This window comes from Amycolatopsis sp. EV170708-02-1 (assembly GCF_022479115.1).
Classification (GTDB): Bacteria; Actinomycetota; Actinomycetes; order Mycobacteriales; family Pseudonocardiaceae; genus Amycolatopsis.
In genome coordinates this window covers 2,405,208-2,426,219 of record NZ_CP092497.1, presented here as the reverse complement: position 1 = coordinate 2,426,219, position 21,012 = coordinate 2,405,208, and the positions used below count along the sequence as shown (strand labels likewise).

General features: G+C 66.6%; 17 protein-coding genes and 1 pseudogene. 12 read left to right on the top strand and 6 right to left on the bottom strand.

Annotation, left to right across the window (positions count from 1 at the left end):
• Positions 1–16: 16 nt before the first annotated feature.
• The gene (locus tag MJQ72_RS11145) at positions 17–1,342 is read left to right on the top strand and encodes an MFS transporter (protein ID WP_240599129.1); all 1,326 of its coding nucleotides are present in this window, start codon (positions 17–19) and stop codon (positions 1,340–1,342) included.
• Here the strand turns inward: MJQ72_RS11145 and MJQ72_RS11140 are convergent.
• Positions 1,335–2,162 carry a hydrolase gene (locus MJQ72_RS11140; protein WP_240599128.1) on the bottom strand — a complete coding sequence of 276 codons (828 nt, stop codon included), beginning with the start codon at positions 2,160–2,162 and terminating at the stop codon, positions 1,335–1,337. The two genes, MJQ72_RS11145 and MJQ72_RS11140, sit on opposite strands and share 8 nt — an antisense overlap.
• A gap of 70 nt (positions 2,163–2,232) precedes the next feature.
• Positions 2,233–2,829 (bottom strand): DUF6801 domain-containing protein, encoded by a 597-nt coding sequence (locus tag MJQ72_RS11135; protein WP_240599127.1) that lies wholly within the window; start codon positions 2,827–2,829, stop codon positions 2,233–2,235.
• Between the two features lie 227 nt (positions 2,830–3,056).
• Here MJQ72_RS11135 and MJQ72_RS11130 point away from each other — a divergent pair, with 227 nt between their 5' ends.
• Entirely contained in the window at positions 3,057–3,845 is a 789-nt protein-coding gene (locus tag MJQ72_RS11130; RefSeq protein WP_240601299.1) for an adenylate/guanylate cyclase domain-containing protein, read from the top strand.
• A gap of 48 nt (positions 3,846–3,893) precedes the next feature.
• Here the strand turns inward: MJQ72_RS11130 and MJQ72_RS11125 are convergent, their stop codons facing one another.
• Both MJQ72_RS11125 and MJQ72_RS11120 read right to left on the bottom strand, forming a co-directional pair.
• Positions 3,894–5,285: a Gfo/Idh/MocA family protein gene (locus tag MJQ72_RS11125; RefSeq protein ID WP_240599126.1), complete on the bottom strand. Its 1,392-nt coding sequence runs from the start codon at positions 5,283–5,285 to the stop codon at positions 3,894–3,896.
• A 174-nt stretch (positions 5,286–5,459) separates the two neighbouring features.
• Complete coding sequence (locus MJQ72_RS11120; protein WP_240599125.1) at positions 5,460–6,155, bottom strand: nitroreductase family protein; 696 nt, start codon at positions 6,153–6,155, stop codon at positions 5,460–5,462.
• A gap of 280 nt (positions 6,156–6,435) precedes the next feature.
• Between MJQ72_RS11120 and MJQ72_RS11115 the strand changes: the two genes are divergently transcribed.
• The 3 genes from MJQ72_RS11115 (at position 6,436) to MJQ72_RS11105 (ending at position 10,902) form a co-directional block, all read left to right on the top strand.
• Positions 6,436–7,155, top strand: a complete 720-nt coding sequence (locus MJQ72_RS11115) for a trypsin-like serine protease (RefSeq protein ID WP_240599124.1) — start codon at positions 6,436–6,438, stop codon at positions 7,153–7,155.
• 319 nt (positions 7,156–7,474) lie between these two features.
• Positions 7,475–7,900: a hypothetical protein gene (locus tag MJQ72_RS11110; RefSeq protein WP_240599123.1), complete on the top strand. Its 426-nt coding sequence runs from the start codon at positions 7,475–7,477 to the stop codon at positions 7,898–7,900.
• Positions 7,897–10,902, top strand: a complete 3,006-nt coding sequence (locus MJQ72_RS11105; protein WP_240599122.1) for an AAA family ATPase — start codon at positions 7,897–7,899, stop codon at positions 10,900–10,902. Before MJQ72_RS11110 ends, MJQ72_RS11105 begins: the two co-directional genes overlap by 4 nt.
• Before the next feature lie 72 nt (positions 10,903–10,974).
• Here the strand turns inward: MJQ72_RS11105 and MJQ72_RS11100 are convergent, their stop codons facing one another.
• Positions 10,975–11,529 carry a CGNR zinc finger domain-containing protein gene (locus MJQ72_RS11100; RefSeq protein WP_240599121.1) on the bottom strand — a complete coding sequence of 185 codons (555 nt, stop codon included), beginning with the start codon at positions 11,527–11,529 and terminating at the stop codon, positions 10,975–10,977.
• A 64-nt stretch (positions 11,530–11,593) separates the two neighbouring features.
• On the opposite strand from MJQ72_RS11100, the gene MJQ72_RS11095 reads away from it, so the two are divergent.
• From MJQ72_RS11095 to MJQ72_RS11065, 7 genes and pseudogenes are all read left to right on the top strand, one after another.
• Positions 11,594–12,232 carry a haloacid dehalogenase type II gene (locus MJQ72_RS11095; RefSeq protein WP_240599120.1) on the top strand — a complete coding sequence of 213 codons (639 nt, stop codon included), beginning with the start codon at positions 11,594–11,596 and terminating at the stop codon, positions 12,230–12,232.
• A gap of 71 nt (positions 12,233–12,303) precedes the next feature.
• Positions 12,304–12,801 (top strand): hypothetical protein, encoded by a 498-nt coding sequence (locus MJQ72_RS11090; RefSeq protein ID WP_240599119.1) that lies wholly within the window; start codon positions 12,304–12,306, stop codon positions 12,799–12,801.
• Positions 12,801–14,174 (top strand): hypothetical protein, encoded by a 1,374-nt coding sequence (locus MJQ72_RS11085; RefSeq protein ID WP_240599118.1) that lies wholly within the window; start codon positions 12,801–12,803, stop codon positions 14,172–14,174. The genes MJQ72_RS11090 and MJQ72_RS11085 overlap by 1 nt, the downstream gene beginning before the upstream one ends.
• A complete protein-coding gene (locus MJQ72_RS11080) occupies positions 14,171–15,541 on the top strand; it encodes a VWA domain-containing protein (RefSeq protein ID WP_240599117.1) in 1,371 nt (456 codons plus the stop codon). The genes MJQ72_RS11085 and MJQ72_RS11080 overlap by 4 nt, the downstream gene beginning before the upstream one ends.
• A 19-nt stretch (positions 15,542–15,560) precedes the next feature.
• A pseudogene (locus MJQ72_RS11075) lies at positions 15,561–16,672 on the top strand (AAA family ATPase).
• The gene (locus tag MJQ72_RS11070) at positions 16,669–17,412 is read left to right on the top strand and encodes a hypothetical protein (RefSeq protein ID WP_240599116.1); all 744 of its coding nucleotides are present in this window, start codon (positions 16,669–16,671) and stop codon (positions 17,410–17,412) included. The pseudogene MJQ72_RS11075 and the gene MJQ72_RS11070 overlap by 4 nt, the downstream one beginning before the upstream one ends.
• A gap of 2 nt (positions 17,413–17,414) precedes the next feature.
• Positions 17,415–19,433 carry a DUF5682 family protein gene (locus MJQ72_RS11065; protein ID WP_240599115.1) on the top strand — a complete coding sequence of 673 codons (2,019 nt, stop codon included), beginning with the start codon at positions 17,415–17,417 and terminating at the stop codon, positions 19,431–19,433.
• A gap of 45 nt (positions 19,434–19,478) precedes the next feature.
• Here the strand turns inward: MJQ72_RS11065 and MJQ72_RS11060 are convergent, their stop codons facing one another.
• Positions 19,479–20,945: a carotenoid oxygenase family protein gene (locus tag MJQ72_RS11060; protein ID WP_240599114.1), complete on the bottom strand. Its 1,467-nt coding sequence runs from the start codon at positions 20,943–20,945 to the stop codon at positions 19,479–19,481.
• Positions 20,946–21,012 lie beyond the last annotated feature (67 nt).

Sequence of the window (21,012 nt, the reverse complement as noted above, 5' to 3'; positions counted from 1 at the left end):
CTCTACACTCCCGCGGATGGACGAACAGACGGCAGAGGTGTCCACCGCGCAGGCGGTCCGCAAAGCGATGATCCGGCTGGTCCCGTTCCTCGGGCTGCTCTATCTGCTCAACTATCTCGACCGGGTCAACGTCGGGTTCGCGGCGCTCACCATGAACGCCGACCTCGGCATCAGCTCGGCGGCCTACGGGCTCGGCGCCGGCCTCTTCTTCGTCGGGTACTTCTTCTTCGAGGTGCCCAGCAACGTGATCCTGCACAAGGTCGGGGCGAGGGTCTGGATCGCGCGGATCATGGTCACCTGGGGCATCGTCGCCTCGGCCACCGCGTTCATCCAGGGCGAGGTCAGCTTCTACATCGTGCGGGTGCTGCTCGGTATCGCCGAGGCCGGGTTCTTCCCCGGCATCATCCTGTACCTGACCTACTGGTTCCCGCGGAAGGTGCGGGCCAAGATCGTCGCGCTGTTCTTCCTGGCGGTCCCGCTCTCGTCGGTCATCGGCAGCCCGATCTCCGCCTTGCTCATCAAACACGGCGACGGGGCGCTCGGCTTCGACGCGGGCTGGCGCTTCATGTTCTTCGCCGAGGGCGTTCCTTCGATCCTGCTCGGTATCGCGGTGCTGTTCCTGCTGCCGAACCGGCCGAAGAACGCGAAATGGCTGACCCCGGACCAGCGCACCGCGCTGCAGTCGACCCTCGACTCGGAGGACACCCGCGAGGTCGGCCACGAGGTGAGCACCCGGTCGGCCCTGACCGATCCGCGCGTGCTCGCGCTGAGCGCCGTCTACTTCGGGATCATCTTCGGCCTTTACGTGCTCGCCTTCTTCCTCCCGCAGGTGATCAAGGGCTTCGAGCAGCAGTTCCAGACCAAGTACGGCATCGTCGAGATCGGGCTCGTCACGGCGATCCCGTATGCCATCGCCGCCGTCGCCATGGTGTTGTGGGCACGCCATTCCGACCGCACCGGCGAACGGGCGGGGCATGTCGCCATCGCCGCGTTCGTCGGCGCGGTCTCGATCGCCGCCGCGCTCTACCTGGGTTCGCCGTTGCTGGTGATGGCCGCGGTGACGCTCTGCGCGGTCGGTGTGTTCACCGCGGTCCCGGTGTTCTGGCAGCTGCCGAACGCCTTCCTCACCGGGGTGGGCGCGGCCGCCGGGATCGGCCTGATCAACTCCTTCGGCAACCTTTCGGGTTTCGTGGGCCCCTACCTCGTCGGCTGGCTGCAGGGGCTGACCGGCAGCTTCCGGCCCGGTATGTGGGCCGTCGCGTTCTTCATGGGGATGGCGGGTGTCATCGCGTTGTTCTTCCGCCGCAAGGAGAAGGCCAAGGAGAAGGTCGCGGTCAAGTGAGGTGGTCGAAGTCGCCGTTCACCCACCGGATATGGGTCTCGGCGCTCCGGCGCACGACGGCGCGGGCGTCCCGATCGATCGTGTCGCCGCCCAGGGTGTAGAGCCGGTCGTAGGTGAAGTCGTCGAGCCGGTCGACGACGCGGCGGACCACGGCCGCCGACAGCGGGATGTGCTTGGGGAAGTTGCGCTGGAACGACACCCAATCCGGCGCGAGCCCGCCCGAGATGGTGTCGCCGGCCAGGATGCTGCCGTCCGGTGTCCTGGCCACGGCGCTGCCGCGCATATGCCCGCCGAGCCGGATCAGTTCGAGGCCGGGCAAGGGTTCCACGTGCTCGTCCCAGAATTCGAACGCCGGATCGGGTGCGGGCAGCCATTCGCGGTTGCGTTCGTTGACCAGCACCGGGACCCCGCCCAGCGCGCGGCTCCAGCCGAGCTGGGCGCCGAACATGTGCGGATGGCTGGTGGCGATCACGGCGACGTCGCCGAGGCCGCGTACGACGTCGAGCACCTCGGTGTCCAACCAGGACGGTGGATCCCAGAGCAGGGTGCCCGCCGGGGTCGTCGCGATGAACGACCAGTGCCCGATCGCGAACTGAGGATCCCGCTTGACGCTGTACAGTCCGCGCCCGTGATCCCGGAGCAAGGTCTTGTGCGGCACGGAGATCAGTTCCTCGTGCGTCCACCAGCGTCCGGTGTGCGCGCCGAGGTCACCGGCTTCCTCCATGCCGACCTCGCCGCGGTCGAGCACGCATCGGGGCGGCTCCGGGGAGGCTGGGTGTTCGATACCGCACCTGTCGCAAATCCACATGATCGAGAGCATGCGACCTCCAGTGCGCTGGAGGTCAAGACGCGTCTTCCCCCGGCTCGCCGAGCCGGGGGAAGACGGGTGATCAGCTGACCGTCGTCTTGCCGAGGACGGCGTCCTGGTCGGGCGGGTCGAGGGTGAGGTTGACGTCGAACTCGCCGAGCGAGCTGTCGGTGACGATATGCGAGGTCGCCGCGGCGTCCACGCTGCTGGTCGCCTCACCGGCGGGGGTTCCCGCCGGAATGGTGAAGTCGACCTTGCCCGTCGCGGTGAACTTCAGTGAGCCCTCGGCGGGCACCTCGGTGTCCGGGATGGGCAGATCGATCGGGATCGACACCTTCTGCTCGCCGAGCGCGATGTTCACCTTCGAAGCGATGGTGCCGGAGAGCTTCTTGGCGCCGACCAGCCGGAGCCCGTCACCGGCGGCCTGGCCGGAATCGACGTCGAGGGTGAACGGCACCGAAATGGGCTCACCCGCCTTCGCCGTCGCCGGGATTTCCGCCTTCACCACCACCGCGACCTGCTGGTCGCCGATGATGGGGAAACCGCCCTTGTAGGTGAGATTCTTTTCGACGGCGGCCGCGGTCCCGGCCGCGGTGAGCATTACGGTTCCGGCGACCACGGCCGCGATCCCGGCCGCGCAGAATCGCCGGACACCCTTCCGTACGAGGGTTTCCGTCATGTCAGGTCCTTTCGTCGTTGAATGGGCTCGAAACCGAATGTAGGTGGAAAGTCACCAACGAGGAAAGGAAAAGATCTCTCGCGTTTTCTTTACGCTTCGATCTTGTCACGTGTATGTGGAATACCCTGGACGCCGTTTGTCATTCGAAGGCGGAAAGGGGAAATGCCGTCCGCATTATTGTCACCCTGGTGACAGGTGCGCCGTCCGCGCGGCGAACGACTATCGTCTTGATCGTGACCGAACGACCCGAGCCGTGGCACCTACGGACACGCAGGTTCCTGCGCGCGACGGACCAGCGCCGGGAACTGGTGCGCGGCGCACGGTTCCTCCGCGGCCTCGTTCCCGGGGACGCCGACCCGCCGGTGCTGTCGACGGGCCGCTCGTCCGACCGGCTCGCCCGGCTGCTCGCCGAGGCGGGCGCGGACCGGCCCAGCGCCACCCGCGAGCTGGGGCTGGCCGCGGTGCAGGCGTGGCAGGCCGTCCGCCGCTCCGGCGCGCCGCCGCTGTCCTCGGACGGCATCACCGTGCTGTTCACCGATCTCGTCGGCTTCTCGACCTGGGCACTGGAGGCCGGCGACGATCGCGTGCTGGAGCTGCTGCGGGAGGTCTCCAAGGTGACCGAGTCGATCGTCACCGGGCATCGCGGCAGCGTCGTGAAGGGACTCGGCGACGGCGTGATGGCCGTGTTCGCCGACCCGGGCGAGGCGGTGAACGCCGCCTACGAGACGTGCTCAGCCGTGAGCGTGATCAAGGCCGAAGGCTATCTGCCCCACCTGCGTGCGGGGCTGCACCGCGGGAATCCGCAGCGCGTCGGCGACGACTACCTCGGCGTCGACGTGAACATCGCCGCCCGGATCATGGCCGCCGCCGACGGCGACGAGGTCCTGGCCAGCGCCAGCGTCGTCGAGGAGCTGGACCAGGACTCCTTCACCGTGCGCCCGCGCCGGAACTTCCGGGCCAAGGGGACCCCGAAGGATCTCCGGGTCTTCCGGGTCGTTCCCCGGTACTCCTCGTGAGTGGCGAGGACGGTTAGAACCGTCCTCGCCACTCACGAGGCGGTACGGCTAGCCGGGCATCTCCGACGGCTGCGAGTCCAGGCCTGGCCGGGGCTTCGTCCAGCCGCCACGCGTGAAGTCCGGCACCGCCACCGGTTTCCCGCCGCGCGCGAGGGAGACCACGCTCAACGGCACGGGGGAGCACCAGGCCGCCGAGTCGTAGACGTCGATGTCCGGCACCAGCCCGGCGCGCATCTGCTGCACGATCCGCCACTGCAGCACGTAGTCCATGCCGCCGTGCCCACCGAGGTTCGGGTCGTCCTTGAGTTTCTTCCACAGCCAGTGGTCGTGGCGGTCGCGGTACGGCCCGAAGTCCTTCCACGCGTGCCCGCTGTGGTCGGGCTCGACGTAGATCCGGGCGGGGTAGTCCTCCACGATGCCGCGGCTGCCGGCGAGGCTGTTGATGCGGCTGTACGGGCGCGGCGAGCTGACGTCGTGTTCGGCGCGGATGATCCGGCCCTGCTCGGTCTCGATCAGGCAGGTCACCAGGTCACCGTTGATGTAGGTCTCTTTCCACGACGGGTGGCCCGGCGGCATGTGGCGTTTCCGGTAGTCGGCGAGCCCCTTCGGCTCGGTCGCCGTGGCGCGCAACGTGGTGAACCGGTCGCCGCGGTTGACGTCCATGCAGGCGGCGATCGGCGCGAGACCGTGCATCGGGTAGAAACTCGCCGTGCTGCGGGTGTGCCACTTCCGGCGCCACGCGTCGGTGTAGTACGTGTCGGAGAACAGCAGCTCACGCAGGTCGTGCAGGTAGCCGCCGTGCCCGTTGGTGACCTCGCCGAAGACGCCTTCGTGCGCCATCTTGAGGATGGCCAGCTCGTTGCGGCCGTAACTGCAGTTCTCCGCGAGGAACAGGTGCTTGCGGGTCTGCTCGCTGGTGTCTACGAGATCCCACAGCTGATCGAGCTCGGTGGCGATGGGCAGTTCGACGCCGACGTGCTTGCCTGCCAGCAGCGCGGCCTTGCCCTGCGGGTAGTGGAACTCCCACGGCGTGGCGATGTAGACGAGGTCGATGTCGTCGCGCGCGAGCATCTTCTTGTACGCGTCGGCGGAGCCGCCGTACTCGGCCGGACGCGGACGCCCGGCGGCGGCGAGCTTGTCCGCCGCGGCCTTCGCGCGCTCGGCGCGGATGTCGCAGACGGCCGTGACCGTGGCGCCCGGCACGGCGCTCCAGCCGCCGATCATGGACATCCCGCGGTTGCCGAGACCGATCATCCCGATCCGGACGGTCTGGTGCCGCTCGAACGGGACGCCGATCATGCTGCGCTGACCAGGACGGCGGGGCGAGGTCGCGGCTTCTTCCGCGGCGGTGGCGGTCGCCGGGATCGCGGCGAGCGCCCCGGCGGCGAGCGCGCCACCGAACAGTGTCCGCCGGGAAACGGAGGGCAGGTCGTCGGCCATGAAGAACACTCCTTCGTGTCGCCTTCGGTGCCCAGACCCTGTCCAATCGCCGCCGGATATGTCAAGAGATGCGCCAAAGTGAGCAGAAAACTGCATTAATGCGCAGTTTGGCTGTGTGTTGGAGGCCGCTTCGCGCAACCCGGGTGCGCGCACGCACCCGGGTCGCGCTCGGGGTCACCGGCGGATCATCACCTGGTCGATGGACTTGCGCACCAGGTTCGGCACGACGCAGTCGTCCGCCGGATAGCCGACCGGGATGACGGCGAACGCCTTCTCGTTCTGCGGGCGTTCGAGCAGTTCGCCGAGGAACCGCATGGGCGACGGCGTATGCGTCAGCGCGGCCAGCCCGGAGAGGTGAAGCGCCGTGAGCAGCATGCCCACCGCGATGCCCACCGACTCGTCGACGTAGTAATGCTTGTGCTTGGTGCCGTCCTCGTCGAGGAAGTAGCGCTGCTGGAAGACCACGATGAGGTACGGGGCGTCGGTGAGGTGCGTCTTCACGGCGTCGGTGCCCAGCGGGCGCAAGGCGGACAACCACTCCTCGCCGAGCCTGCCCTCGTACGAAACGCGTTCCTCCTCTTCGGCTGCTTCACGGATCCGTTGTTTGGTCGCGGCGTCCTTGATGAGCACGAACGTCCACGGCTGCTGATGCGCGCCGCTGGGCGCGGTCGAGGCCACCGCGATGGCGTCGACGACCACCTGCTCGGGCACCGGATCGGTCGAGAACATCCGCACGGTGCGGCGGCCGTCCATGCGGCGGCGCAGATCGGCGGCGGTGGCCAGCGATTCCTCCGCGGGCATGCGCGCCGGACGATAGGGCACCGGCTCGAAGGGGTCACCGTAGGTCGGGGTCCACTGTGCTGCGGTCATGGTGGCGATTCTGTCGGCGGAAAGGCCTTTCGGGAAGCCCCGGCGCCGGGTTATGTCCCTGGAGTTATGCCGCCATCTGTCTCAAGTGGACGGACGCCGGGTGTCGTAACCGGCGGGTGGTTCCGGTACCTAGAGGGGCACTTAGCGGTAGGCGCGCCGAAGAGATAAGTACCTACTCCACGACTTTCGGAGGTGTCCGGTTTCTCTTGCCGGGTCCCAGAATCAGCACACCCGTCCCCATCGCGCGGCCGAATCCCGGCCGCAGAAATGAGTCGGAACCATGCGACTGCGCTCCTTCGCACTGATCGCCGGCACCGCCTTCGCGGCGCTGCTCGGCGTCACCGCCCCCGTGGCGTCCGCCGCGGAACCGTCCTCCGACGTCCAGCCGATGATCATCGGCGGCCAGAACGCGTCGAGCGGCCCGTGGGCGGCCAGGCTCTTCGCCAACGGCAGGCAGACCTGTACCTCGACGATCATCGCGCCGCAGTACATCCTGACCGCGAAGCACTGCGTGGCCAGTGGCGGCACGTTCACCTTCCGGATCGGCAGCCTCGACCAGCAGAGCGGCGGCACCATGGCCACCGGCTCCACGGTCACCCGTCACCCGAGCGCGGACCTCGCGATCGTGAAGCTGACGACCTCGGTCAACGCCACCTACTCGCCGCTGGGCACCACCGCCAACGTCTCCGTCGGCCAGACCGTCCAGGTCTACGGCTGGGGCGCGACGAGCCAGTGCGGCTCGGAGATCAACTGCCAGTCGCGCTACCTGAAGGTCGCCAACGTCTCGGTCACGTCGGTCTCCTGCCGTGACTACAACGGCGGCATCGCGGTGTGCGCGCGCCGCGGCGACGGCATCACCGCCGGCGGGGACTCGGGTGGCCCGATGTTCGCCTCCGGCCGCCAGGTCGGCGTCGCGTCGACGAGCGACCGGCAGACGACGACCGCGTACACGAACATCACGCGGTACCGGCCCTGGATCCAGCAGATCGCCGGCGTCTGACGTTTGGTTGTAGCGGGGCCCTCCTCGGCGGTTGCCGGGGAGGGCTTCATTTGTAAGAGCTGAGTACTTGTCAATAGCAGCTTTTAATCTGCGCATCCAAGCGGGTTGCCTGGCCCGAGTGCCCTCCTCGCCGCCATCCAGTGAGTTCCCGCGCATACACGTCCGCTCTGTCGAACGTGCCCGGCAACGGTGGTATCCAACTCCTTGCTGCGGCGTGCACCTGTCAGGTTTTTTGCTGCAGAGTGGTACCCCCTGGCTGCGTCCTGGTGTTGAGGGTCTAGCCTGAACGGAGGACATGCAACTTCTGGGAGGGACGTGCATGGATCCCGAACTGGTGGCCTTGGCGGGCACGTCGGCGACAATTCTGGTGAGATTACTGACGACGGACAGCTGGAAGAAGATCGTGTCGGCGGTTGGTTCACTTTGGCGCAAGGTACATCCGGAACGTGGTGCCACCGTGGAAGCCGAAGCCGAAGAGACTCGGACGGCGATCCTCGCTGCCCGTGATGCCCAGGATCCTGACGTCGAGCCTGATGCCGTCAAAGAATGGCAGGGGCGGCTGCGAAGGCTCATGGCGGCAGATCCCGGCATCGCGGACGAGTTGCGGAGGCTTCTCGGGGAGTGGACGCCGTCGGAGGGAGATGCCGATGAAGCGCGTTCTCGCGAAGTCAACATACGTGTCAAGGCGTCCGGAAGTTCCCAAGTTACGCTCGCAGGTCGGGACGCACACATCACGAAATCGTGACCGGTTCGGACCGGTCAGCCAACGTTCCGGCGAATTTCTACGTTGAGGTTTCTGGAAACGGGCAATCGACCTTAGCTGGCAGGGACGTCCACATCCACTACGTGGACGGTGGGAATACGACCCGCCGCGTAATAAGCCCGGTACCGGACGATGTATGCCCCTATCCGGGATTGTCCGCGTTCACTGCTGAGGAAGCGTCATGGTTTTTCGGCCGCGACATGTTGACGGCGCGGCTAGCAGGGCATCTGGCGGCGAGGATCGACGGTGGTGGCCCCTTGATCGTTGTCGGTCCCTCCGGTGTCGGGAAGTCGTCGCTGCTGCGTGCCGGGCTCCTCGCCGCCGTGCGCGACCGGGGAGTCCTGCCAGCATCTGGAGCCTCTCGCTGGCCTCAACTCGTCCTGACGCCGACAGATCAACCTGTCGTCGAGCTCGTACGGCGACTGGCGAAGCTGTTTTGTCTCGAAGAGGCGGTGGTGAGTGAGTGGGTCAACAGTCCCGATGTCTTGGTCGACGCGATCAAGGCGCAACTGGTGCGTTACGGGGACGGTGCACGCATTATCGTCGTGGTCGACCAGCTTGAAGCATTGTTCGCCTTATGTGAGGACGAACCGCAGCGCAACTCCTACCTCGACTTACTTGCCGGCGTCGCAGCGGAAGGAGGACCAGGTCTCCTGGTCTTCGGCCTCCGAATTGACGCTTATTTCCACTGTGTCAGTCATCCTTTGCTGCTTGAGGCTGTGAATCACGGGCAAGTCGTTGTCGGCTCGATGACGGAAGCTGAGCTCCGTAAGGCTGTGCAATTGCCTGCCAGGCAGGTCGGCCTCGACATTGAGCCGGGCCTGGTCGAACTCCTGCTGCGCGACCTCGGCCTTACGCCGACTGGCGTTTATGAGGCCGGACGACTACCTCTCTTGGCACACGCGTTACGAGCCGTCTGGCAGGAGCGGAAGGGGCATCTGCTGACGGTCGAGAGCTATCACACGACCGGTGGAATTCCCGACGCGATCGCCACCACTGCGGAAAGTGTATACTCCCGCCTCGGCGACAACGAGCAGAAGATCGCGCGCACGCTATTTCTTCGAATGATCAAGATCGGTGACGGCGCCGAAGATACTCGCCGTACGCTCGCTCCTAGCGATTTGCCGGATGATGAAATTGTCTTCAGTGTAATTGAAGCCTTCACGGCCGGCAGACTGTTAACGCAGGAACGTGGCGCGATCTTCATTTCGCATGAAGCGCTTCTGAGAGCTTGGCCGAGGCTGCGCGGGTGGATCGATGACGACCGAACGAGTAATCTCTCCCGGCAATTTCTAGAGGAGGCCACAGCAAGGTGGGAACAAGATAGTCATGATCCCGCGCTCCTGTTGCAGGGGAGTCGTCTGGACAATGCCCGCGCCTGGATTGAAACTGCGCGCGCTGAACACGGCTTGGGGCCACGGGGGGTGGCTTTCTATACGGCCTCAGTCCGGCGCCGTGCCCGAGTTCGCCGGATCCGGCGAGCGATTTTCGTGACGCTGTGCATGTTAGCTGTAACCGCGAGTGTTGCTGCAGGTGTCGCCGTTTTCCAGAAGTCTCGTGCACAGACTGCGCTCGCACAGGCGACGGCCGGCAATCTCGTTACGGAAGCCCGGCGCCTGCGCAGCACTGGTCAGATCGATAACCTAGTCCTTGCGCGGCAGCTCGACCTGGCGGCATGGAAACTTCTCGCCGACTCGGGCTTGGCGATCGATTCCGTGCTCCACACCGGACTGATGATCGACGCCAGTGTTCCAATTCCATTGAGAACCAACAGGGTTGCCTTTAATTCCGAGGTGTCCAGATTGGCTCTGGCTTTCAGTCCTGACGGTCAATTCCTCGCGATCTCCAACAGGGCAATCGTGGGCAGCGTCCTTCAGTTATGGAACGTTTCCGATCATGACGAACCGCGACTTGCCTCTGATCTCCCCATGGCTGAGGGGAGTCGGGCTACTGCGACCTCCTTTGCTTTTAGTCCTGATGGGGAAATGTTGATCGCAGGTTTCGAGGATGGGACTGCAGTTCTCTGGGATGTGCGGAATCCGATGAAACCGGAGGTACTCCACGTCTTCGACGATGGTGGTAACTGTGATGTGGCGGGCTCTGGGGCGACCGATGCGCTGGTGAGAGTAGCTGCGCAGGACTGTGAACTAGTGGCGAGAACCGTTGGTTACATTGCTAATAGATACCTTCTGGTTGGTTCCACATATCAGAGTATCTCGAGTGATATTACCGTATCCACTATTCAGCCCTGGGATATAACAAACCCGCGCGAACCTCGTAAAGTGCCGCCTCCGGCGGAGACGTCTTCCGGAATGATCAGCCTTGTCGCTGTGGACCCACGGAATCATCTAGCGCTTGTCAATCAAAACGCGACGATGTCTGCGTCTCAAAACGGTACGGCAAATATCAAAAGCCAACTTTGGGATGTTGGTAGCCCTCAGGATCCGGTCGTTTTGACTACTGTAAGAAATCCTGGTAACAGGTTTCCTGGACATGATCTGGCGCTTAGTGTGGACGCTGGCAAACTTGCCATGCTGGATGACGGTGGCCTGCAGATGTGGGATGTCTCCGCTGCGGGGAATGCGGTCAAGCGAGGTGTGGTTTCCGGGGTTGTCGGCAGTGGGCCCGGTCGATTAAGCTTTAGTCCTGACGGTGGAATTCTGGCCAGTGGTCACAGTACTAGTCCAAGTGTTAGCCTATGGAATGTTGCCAATGTCGACAACCTGGAACCTCTCGGTCAGCCCTTGACCGGGCACGAAAGCTCAATTGGGGCTGTCACGTATAGCCCGGGCGGGAACATTATAGCCAGTAGTGCTGATGCGTACCGCGAAGACAATGGCTTCCTGCCATTGTCGACAGTTCTCTTGTGGAATATGAATACTGACGAGAACGTGCGACGGATCTGTGCTACAACCCCTAGGCTCAGTGTTGAACAATGGAAAGAATACCTTCCTGCGATCCCGTATGGGCCGCCATGTCGTTGATGACTGTTGCACGGTGGAGCTTCTTTATCTCCCACTTACTGCTCGACAGTCCGGCAGCTGGGGTGGAGGTCTTCAAGTGCCGCGCTGCTGCAGATTTGCTCGGTGGTTCGCCACGTTGACGCGGTTTCCGCAGAGTCCCGGCATGCAATAACGGCGCCGCCCGGGGCGTGTGGTGTCGATGAACGCGCCTTGGCAGGTAGGCGCGCTACAGGTGTGAAACCGTTCCGCGCCAAGAGTCTGGACCACGCTGAGTATTCCGACGCCGGAGATCAGGGACAACGCGTCCGAAGTCGTCGCGGTAGGTTGCAGCGAGACGGCCCATCTCGCGCGCCCGGCACCGGCCTGAAGTGTGACATAAGCGGCCGTCGCAGTGAGCTCGGTCGCGCCGGTGATCAAGCGGTCTTGGGTCGGATGGTCGATTAGGTCTCGCACAGTGGTCCGCAGTCGGTGAACAGCGCGCAGGTCACCAGGCCGGGTGCTCACTGGAATCGAGTGTTGCTCAGCGAAGGCGACGAGAGACGCCAGATCGGGCAGCTTGTCTTCCCCATGCCAGACCTCAGGCGCCGTGTTGACCAGGTCGGTAGCGACGCCCGCCGCCCAGACGTAATCGTCTAACGCCACTTGCATCCCTTACCAACCTCTCGTACGTTCGCGGTTAACCGACACTTTAACCCTTACCGGGAGGTTCACCGTGGAGATCGACGCGGTGGTGTTCGACATCCTCGGCACGCTCGTCGACGAGCCGGCCGGGATCCGCGCGGCCGTCCGGCAGGCCGCACCCGACGCCGATGCGGACAAGCTGGTCGATCAGTGGCAGGGCCACGTCGAGACCGAGCAGCGGCGCATCGTCGCAGGGGAGAGGCCGTATGTGCCGAGTGACGTTCTCGACCGCGAAGCGGCTCAGCTCGCCACTAAGACGGACGTGGTGCCGAAGCTCTCGCCGTGGCCCGACGCCGTCGAAGGGCTGGCCAAGCTCGCTGAACACCACACGCTGATCGGGCTTTCCAACGCCGGCCGGACGAGCCTGCTGCGGATCAACGCCCACGCGGGCCTCCGATGGCATCAAGCGCTCTCCGCGGAGGAGGCGCGGACCTATAAGCCGGATCCAGCGGTCTACCGACTGGCTGTCGACTTGGCCAAAACGAAGCCGGAGCGGCTGCTTATGGTCGCCGCCCACGCGTGGGACCTGAGGGGAGCGCAGAGCGTCGGTCTCCGGACCGCCTACGTCGCGAGGCCTGTCGGCGACCCGCCGTCCGCGACGGACCGGTTCGACTTCCATGCCGACGGCCTCGCCGATCTGGCCCTTCAGCTCGCAAAACTCCGGATGTGATCAAAACTGTCGGTGCCTCCCGCTAGGTTCATCCCAGTCCCCACCGAGGCACCCCGCAAGGAGAAGATGCGTTGTCAGACTGGGAAAGAGCGAGCACGGCCCGGGTGTTGCCACCCGCCCGCCCGCGCAAGCTCGCGAAGGTCCCGTTCGTCGAATTGGCCGACGGACGGGTGCAGGGCGTGGTGTCCAGCGGATCGGACATCGGGCGGGTGTACGTCTCGTCGGTCGCGGCGGGCACGTACGAATTCTCCTGTAGTACCAACAACAACCGGCCCTGTGGCGGGGCGCGGGGGATGTTCTGCAATCACATTCTCGCCTTGCTCAACGAATCCACCCTTCAATACGGTGCCGAGCGGGTGGCGCGATACTTGCGCGTCGAGGTTCCCGAGCCGACGGCGCAGGCCATTTCGCAGACCATGAGCGCGACACGGCCGTCGCAGGGTGACAACACCGCCGCGGCTTCCGTGTTCAGCCAATTCTTGCGGCACTTGGCCTATCTGGAATTCGAGGCGTCGACGGCGCCGGTGCCGGAGCTTCAGTGGTTCCCGTCGACCAGGGCGGTGGTGTGATGCGCATCGATCTGCTCACCGATCCCATCGCCGGTCTCGACGAGGCGCTGGCGGTCGTCGACGGCTTCGACGACATGCTCGTCGCCGGATTGCTTCGTCCGCAGAAGGTCGCCGGTCTGGCCGAGCTCGCCGATGCCGTCGCGGGGTCGCCGTTGGCGGCGCGGGTCGCGGAGGCGGCCGAGAAGACCGCGGCCGGTGCGGCGGGGGAGGAGCACTTCATTTCCCTTGCGGCGGCACGGATCGCGGTGTTCGGCGCCGTGCACGACGCGGTCTTCGCGCGCCTTGTCGAAGCGACTGGTCGGCCGCAGGGCGAGGACGCGACGCGGCAGGCGTCCGCGGCCGAGTCACCAAACCTGCTGGCTGCCGCTCGTTCCTGGCTCGCCGACCTGGCCCGGGCCGGCTGGCAGGGCATCGACCACGACCTGATCTCGGGCTCGTCGCAGGTGATCTCGGCGCTCCTCGCCGAACCGAGCCTGCGTCGGCTGGCGGTCCTGCTCGACGGGTTCGCGGCCGAGCTCGCGGCCTCCTGCCCTGGTGCGGCGCTGGAGCGCGTCCCCACCAGGCGTTGGGGCGACCTGTGGTCGCGTGGCATGTTGCTGACCCTTCCCTCGGAGACGTCGGCGATCAGCGCGGTCACCGGCCGTTTGCTGCCGCTCGGGGTCGACCTCCTGGAACACTCGACGGCCGCGCAGGCCCAGGTCCACGCCGTGTTCGAACCCGAAGACGGCACGGCGCCCCGCCTCGTGCGTGCGAACGTGACCGTGCCCAAACCGGACACGATCATCGGCGCCGGGATCTGGCAGTTGCTGCGCCCGCACCTTTCCCTGCTCACGGCGATCAGCGAGGGCCGCTCCATGGACCTCGCCGACATGCCGGTCACCGCGGAGGGCGACTTGCTCTGGCAGGACGAGCACGCCCGCCTTGGCGAGCCCGCGGACGCGTTCTCCACGGCGCGCGTAGCCCTGCCGAAGGCCGTCACGTCGGTGGTCGCACCGCTGGACCGGCATCCGGTGCGGATCGCCGTCCCCGTCTTCCTCGAGGGTTACGACATCGAGGGCGACGAAGACGAGGTCACGTTCACCTTTGCCGGGAATCGGCTCCCCGTCGAGACGGACCGCATCCCAGCGGCCGGCCCGCTGACGCCGAAGGCGGTCGCGAGTTCCAGCGCGTGCATCGGCCTGATCCGGTGGGACGGCGGATTCCGTCTCCAGCCGCTCGCCGTCGAGACCACCGTGCGGAAGAAGACCACGGCCGTGCACGCCGGAGCCTGGGCCGGCGGCACCACGGACAAGGCCGGGGTGAAAGCCGAGAAGGCGGCCACCGACGCCGCGGCCGTACTGCGCGAGCGCGCCGGAAGGCTGTTGCGGAAATGACCGAACCCGAGGACAACCGCCGCCAGGTCCTGTACTGGCGGCTGCTCGCCCGGCTCTTCGACACCGAGGAGCAGGCCGCGCTCGAATCGGCGAGTGTGGCCGTGGTCGAGGACATCGGCCTGCCGTCGGCGCTGCTGGATCCGAACGTCGCGGTCGACTCGGTCGTCCAGCGTCATCCGGAGCTGGCCGCCGAGTTCGACGGGCTGATGGTCCCCGAAGCCGAGGGCAGCCGGGACAAGGCCGCGGAAGTGCGGCGCGCGGCGCTCGTGTCGAAGGTCCTGCTGAACGTCTTCGCGCAGCCGCCGCACACGGTGACCGCCGGCAGACTGTCCTGCTGGCAGTCCGACGCGGGCTGGCTCGAGCGCGCGCTGGGCAGCCGTCCGGGCGAACTGCGCGGCGGCCGTCCGGGTGGCGCCCCGACCGGGCTCGGCGGCACCGGCGGAGGCGGCGCACCCGATCTGAGCACCCTGTTCCCGGCGATCGGCCCGGACCTCGGCGACATCGAGGCGGATCTGGTCAAGCGGATGCATCTGCGCGAGGTCCTCGCCGATCCCGCGCTCGCGGCGAAGCTGAGCCCGAGTATGTCCCTCATCGAACAGTTGTTGCGGGACAAGGACAATCTGTCCGGAGTGGCGTTGGCCAACGCCAAGTCGCTCATCCGGCGTTACGTCGACGAGATCGCGGAGGTCCTGCGGACCCAGGTCGAGAAGGCCTCGACGGGCAAGGTGGATCGTTCGGTCCCGCCGAAGCGCGTGTTCCGCAACCTCGACCTCGATCGCACCATCTGGAAGAACCTCACCAACTGGAGCCCGGAAGAAGAACGGCTCTACGTCGATCGTCTCTACTACAAGCAGACCGCGAAGAAGACCACGCCACAGCGGCTCATCGCGGTCGTCGACCAGTCCGGCTCCATGGTGGACTCGATGGTCAACTGCGCCGTCCTGGCCTCGATCTTCGCCGGATTGCCCAAAGTGGACGTTCACCTGATCGCCTACGACACGCAGGCGCTCGACCTCACGCCGTGGGTCCACGATCCGTTCGAAACACTGCTGCGCACCAACCTGGGCGGCGGCAACGACGGCATGGTCGCGATGGGGCTGACCCAGCCGAAGATCGCCGAGCCCGCGAACACCGTGGTCGTGTGGATCTCCGACTTCTACGAGACCCGCGTCGAGCAGCTCTTCGAAAGCATGGCCGCGATCCACCGGTCCGGGGCGAAGTTCATCCCGGTCGGTTCGGTCACCAGCGCCGGACGGGGCAGCGTCAATCCCTGGTTCCGCGAGCGCTTCAAGGATCTCGGCACGCCCGTGATCTCCGGCCACATCACCAAGCTCGTCCACGAACTCAAGACTTTCCTCACCTCCTGAACTCCCCGAAAGGCAAGACATGTCCGACCTGTTGCGCGCCCCCGCCGAGATCAAGTACGCCGAAGAACTGGACTGGCTGGAGTCGGTCGACGACAACCCCAAGCCGTTCGCCTGGCGCCTGTCCCGAAGATGCTGCGCCTGTTCATCCTGGGTTCCGAGCGCGCCGACGGCCTCGACCGTGAGATCGCGCAGAAATGGTTCGGCGACCGGAGCATCGTCGAGCGGGCCATCGTCACACTCGCCTCGGACCGGGGGCTGCTGCTGATCGGCGACCCCGGCACCGGCAAGAGCTGGCTCGCCGAACTGCTGGCCGCCGCGATCTCCCGCAACTCCACCCTCGTCGTGCAGGGGACCGCCGGCACCACCGAGGACCACATCAAGTACTCGTGGAACGTCTCGATGGTCATCGCGAAGGGCCAGTCCCGCGAATCGATGATCCCGTCGCCGATCATGACCGCGATGGAGGCGGGCTCGATCGGCCGGTTCGAGGAGCTGACCCGGTCCACCAGTGACGTGCAGGACGCGCTGATCTCGATCCTGTCGGAGAAGTACATCTCGGTGCCGGAGCTGGACAGCGACGGCATCGTCTTCGCCAAACCCGGCTTCTCCGTGATCGCCACCGCGAACAGCCGCGACCGCGGTGTGAACGACCTGTCGTCCGCGCTCAAGCGTCGCTTCAACTTCGTCCGCATCCCGGTGGTGACGAACAAGAAGAGCGAGGCGGAGATCGTCCGCTTCCGCACCGAGGAACTCCTGCGCCGCCACCAGATCGAGCTGGACGTGCCGCCGACCCTGCTCGACGTGCTCCTGCGCAGCTTCGGCGACCTTCGTGCCGCGGCGGCGTCGGCGGGCAGCGACGACGAGAAGCTGGAGTCGGCGTTGTCCACGGCCGAACAGATCGGTGTACTCGAAGACGCGGTACTGCACAGCAACTTCTTCGGGGAGCGCGAGCTGACCGCCCGTACGCTCGCATCCTCGCTGGTCGGCTCGCTCGCCCGCCGTGAGCCGGAGGATCTGGCGATCCTCAACAAATACCTGCACGGCGTCGTCGAGCCGCGCAGCAAGGACGAGGGCGGGGACTGGCCGGAGTTCCTCGACGGCGGCCGCGACGCGATCGCCTCCCTCTCGTGAGCGGCGCCTTCGAGGCGTTGCGCGGCCAGCTGCAGGAGGCCGCGGCCGCTTTCGCCGACGGGCCCGGCGCGCTGGAGGGCATCCTGCTCGGGCTCGTTGACGACGTCGATCGCGCGGTGCGTGAGCCGTTGGAGATCTTCCCGGTCTGCCACCATTCCCCGGCTTCGGCCGTGGCGATGGCACGGCGGCTGCGGGAGAAGCAGCCGAAGGTGGTGTACCTCGAACTGTGCGAGGACATGGCGCCGTTGCTGACCGAGCTGCGCAACTGCCGTCTCCCGGTGGCGGTGCAGGCTTTCGCGACTGAGGTGAAGGGCTTCCCCGCGGAGTGGGCGCCCTTGTCCGTCGTCGCGCCGATCACCGAGGCTTCGGCGGAGTACCAGGCGATCGCGTACGCCCTCGACACCCCGGGCGTCGAGCTCGTCCTCGTCGACCGGTCGGCGGACCACGTCTTCCAATGGAACGAACGTGAACCGTCCACCGATCCGGACGCGCCGCCCGCCGAGGAGGAAGCCGCGCTGCACGGTGACGCGGTCGGCGTCGAAATCGGTGATCTGCGGCCCCGGTTCGCCGAACTCGAGGAACACCTGCTGCGGCACGGGCGGGTGCGGCACTGGTCGGAATGGTGGCACCAGTACGTCGAGCTGCCACTCGGCGACAGCGACCACGACACCTATCGCCAGGTGATGTTCCTGATCGGCAGCCTGTTCCGCCGTCTCGCGCCGGGGACACCCGGCATGTGAAGGTGGACGAAGATCGCGAACGCTACATGTGGACCCGTATGCGCGAGCACCTTGCCGCCTCGGGCGCGGACCCGGCGGACTGCCTTTACATCTGCGGCGCCTTCCACGCGGCCAGCCGGGTCGCGGAGTTCGGCGTCGAAGGCACCGACGGGTTCGTGATCAGCCCGCGCAGCGAGAGCACCTGGCAGTACGGGCTGATCCCGTCGAGCCACGCCTCGATCGAGGCACAGTTCGGGCTCGCCGGGGGATCGGTGTCGATCGCCGCGACCGAGTGGGCCAAGAACCTCAAACGCACCAAGGTGAAGCAGTTCCAGCTGGAAGGCCAGGTGGGCGGGCCGAAGCGGAAGAAGGCCGCGGAGCTGCCCGCGCCGACACCGGATCCGGTGGTAGTGGATCCATCGGACCAGCTTTCCGGCTTCCTGCAACGGCCCCCTGTGCTCGACAGGCTGAACGAAGCGGAGCTGCTGGGCTGGTCGGTCGAGATCGTGCGGGCGGCGCGTCGGAACGGGTACCTGGCCTCGACGGCCGACGCCATCGCGGTCTTCGAGACCTCGATCCTGCTGGCGGGTATGCGCGACCGCGCCAAGCCGACACCGTACGACTTCCAGGACGCGGCGGTCACCTGCATCGAGAAGGACGTCGTGCCCGGCAGGCGCGACGTACGCCGCCTCGTCGAGATCATGATGGGCGGCGACCGGATCGGCCAGGTCGGGTACGACGCGTTGCCGCCGTTGGCCCGCGACGTGCACGACAGGCTGGAGCCGCTGAACCTCAAGCTGCAGCAACGCGGTGTGCAACGGGCGCTGCTCGACATCGCGTCGAGGCCGGAGCTGGAGCCCTGCTCCGATCTGCTGTGGATGCTGCGCTACCTGATGCCGCACGGTGCGGCGAGGCCGATCATGGGCGAGCGGCGGCTCGGTGAGCGGCCGATCCAGGAGTCATGGGATCTGGCGCTGGGTACGCACCAACGGGCCCTCATCGAGCTGGGCTACGAGGGTGTCAGCGTCGAACAGGTGCTGGAGCAACGGCTTCGGCGCGCTGCCTACCATCCGCACGCCACCGCCGCGAAGGTGCTCGGCGCGGTCGAAGACGCGACGCTCTACCTGCGCAGCGCCCGCCTCGCGGGGGAGCTGGGGACGCGTGCGCTGGAGGTGCTGGCCACCGAACGCACCGTCGACGGCGCTCCGGAAGTGCTGCGACGGGTGCGGAGGCTGCTGGCGCACTACCGGACCAGCGAACCGGTGCTGCCTCGATGGATCGAGGACTTCGTCAGGACGGGGTACGCGCACTACTGCACGCTGCTCCCGGCGGCCTTCGCCGACGAGGAAGCCGGTGTCGAGCAGGTCGCCGCGATGCTGGGCTTCCTGTTCAGCATGGAGTCGCTCGCCTTGTCGCTGGGCTGCGACCGCACGCAGCTGGAGCTGGCCATCGTCGGATCGCATCCGCAGGAGCCGTCGAAGGTGGCGTTGCTGTGGGCCGCGCAGGTGCAGCTCGGTCGTCTCTCCCGTGCGGAGCTGCGGGAGCGGTGCGCCGATTTGCTGGCGAACCCGATGGTGCTGCCCGCATATCCGCGCTACCTGAGCGGGTTCGTGCACGCGTTGGAGCCGGCGCCGGGACTGGCGGACTTCGTCGTCGAAGCGGTATCGAACGCCTTCGCCGAGCTCCCGGACAGGTTGCTGCTGCCGTGGTTGCCGACGTTGATCACCACGCTGCGGTCCCGGGGAGCCGAGCTGGTGCCGTTGCTCGTACGGGAAGCCGGACGGATCTTCCCCGGCCGCCTCGCGGCGCTGGACGAATGGGTTCCGCCTTGGAAGAGCCGGCCGGAACCCCGCGCGGTGACAAGGAAGACCAAGGGCGGCGGCCTCGCGCTGCTGGCGGCGCATCCGGCGGCGTGTGACGCGGTGGCAGGTCTGCTGGGCTGCGACGAGCCGTGGGGGAGCACCGCACCCACCGGTTTGGCGTTGCTCGAACGGTATCCGGACTCCGCCGCCGCGTTGGAGGAGGTGCTCACCGGAGTGTGAAACCGAGAGGGCTGTCGCCGGGGCTCCCGGCGACAGCCCTCTCGATCAGTCGGCGACCCAGCTTCCGTGGAAGCCCAGCGGTACCGGCCTTGGCAGGTGGATACGCGCCAAGGGCTTCGCCGTGAAGTCCTGGGCGGCGAGGATCACCAGGTCCGACGCGTTGCGGTCGGGATTGTTGACGTAGGCGAGGGCGTAGCCGTCGTCCTCGGCCTTGCCGCGGGAAGACGGCACGAACACCGCTTCGCTCGCGTCGGCGCCCCTGCCGAATCGGTGCACTTCCGAGCGCCCGTTCCGCAGGTCGTGCTTGATCAGCGCGTTGCCGAAGGAGCCGGACGGCTTGTCCAGGTAGACGTCGAACAGTTCGCCGGGAGAGGCCGAGTAGCCGTACCGGTGCCGTCGCGACACCAGGCTTTCGTTGACCCGCGGGAACTCCTGCGGCCGGTCGTCGAGAACGCGGCGCCGGACCCGGCCCTGCGCGAGATCGATCGTCCAGCGCTCCAGCACCGGCGGGCCCGACGCCGACGGACCGCCGAAGCCCTGCTTACCGGCCACCTCGAACGGCGCGGGCATCGTGGTCAGGTCGACCACCACCGTGGAGCCCTGCTCGTAGGCGTTGAGCGTGTGCGAGTAGAAGACCGGATCCACCGCGAACCAGCGGACCGGGCCTCCGTCGCGGTTCATCACCCCGACCCGGGCCGGGTGATCGGTGTTCCATTTGTACGGCACCACCTTGCCCGGCTGCGGATCGAAGGTGACCGGCACGTCGAAGACGACCACGTAGTTCTCGGTGAGGCCGAAGTCGTGCATCATCGGGCTGTCGGTGACCGGGATGCGGGTGGTCCGCACCACACGGCCGGTCCGGTCGACCATCAGATGCCGCACGTGGTCCCAGGTCGGGTGGTAGGTGACCGCGTGCAACTCGTCGGCGCGGGCGTCGAATTTGGTGTGCGCGGTGTAGGAGCCTTCCAGCGAACCGCTGAAATCGAAGGGCCCCACCGTGTTCAGCTCGCCGTCGAGTTCGTAGGGCGGGGCGCCCGACTCCTGCAGGGCGAGGATGCGGCCGTGATGGCCGATCACGTGCGTGTTCGGCGCGAAATCCTCGGCGGGCACGGGCCATGGGTACCGCTCGCCGAGTTTCGCCGCGACCCCGGACGACCGCACCCAGCGGTTGCGGTACCACTCGGCCTTGCCGTCGCGCAGCCGGACACCGTGCACCATGCCCTCACCCAGCATCCAGTGGTGGGCGCGCGGATCTTCGAGGCCGAGAACGTTCGGCCCGGTGCGCAGGTACCGCCCGCAGAGATCGCTCGGGATGCGGCCGGTGACCGGCAGGCCGAACGCGGTCACCTCCTCGGCGACCGGCGCGAACGCGCCTTCGAGGAACGGGTAGTGCGGTTTCGCCGGAGCCTGCGCGGCGAAGGCGGGTGTGCTGCTTCCGAAGCTCGCGGCGGTTCCGCCGATGGCGAGCGCGGCCGCCCCGCGGAGCACGTTCCGCCTGGTCGGTTCGGTCATGGTCGATCCCCCGAATCATGCCGTAACTGTGTATGCCATGAACAGTGTATGCCTTTACCGGTTTTGG

Coding starts and splice junctions, on each gene's coding strand:
- MJQ72_RS11145 (WP_240599129.1), top strand. CDS start 17: ATGGACGAACAGACGGCAGAGGTGTCCACCGCGCAGGCGGTCCGCAAA.
- MJQ72_RS11140 (WP_240599128.1), bottom strand. CDS start 2,162: ATGCTCTCGATCATGTGGATTTGCGACAGGTGCGGTATCGAACACCCA.
- MJQ72_RS11135 (WP_240599127.1), bottom strand. CDS start 2,829: ATGACGGAAACCCTCGTACGGAAGGGTGTCCGGCGATTCTGCGCGGCC.
- MJQ72_RS11125 (WP_240599126.1), bottom strand. CDS start 5,285: ATGGCCGACGACCTGCCCTCCGTTTCCCGGCGGACACTGTTCGGTGGC.
- MJQ72_RS11120 (WP_240599125.1), bottom strand. CDS start 6,155: ATGACCGCAGCACAGTGGACCCCGACCTACGGTGACCCCTTCGAGCCG.
- MJQ72_RS11115 (WP_240599124.1), top strand. CDS start 6,436: ATGCGACTGCGCTCCTTCGCACTGATCGCCGGCACCGCCTTCGCGGCG.
- MJQ72_RS11110 (WP_240599123.1), top strand. CDS start 7,475: ATGGATCCCGAACTGGTGGCCTTGGCGGGCACGTCGGCGACAATTCTG.
- MJQ72_RS11100 (WP_240599121.1), bottom strand. CDS start 11,529: ATGCAAGTGGCGTTAGACGATTACGTCTGGGCGGCGGGCGTCGCTACC.
- MJQ72_RS11085 (WP_240599118.1), top strand. CDS start 12,801: ATGCGCATCGATCTGCTCACCGATCCCATCGCCGGTCTCGACGAGGCG.
- MJQ72_RS11080 (WP_240599117.1), top strand. CDS start 14,171: ATGACCGAACCCGAGGACAACCGCCGCCAGGTCCTGTACTGGCGGCTG.
- MJQ72_RS11060 (WP_240599114.1), bottom strand. CDS start 20,945: ATGACCGAACCGACCAGGCGGAACGTGCTCCGCGGGGCGGCCGCGCTC.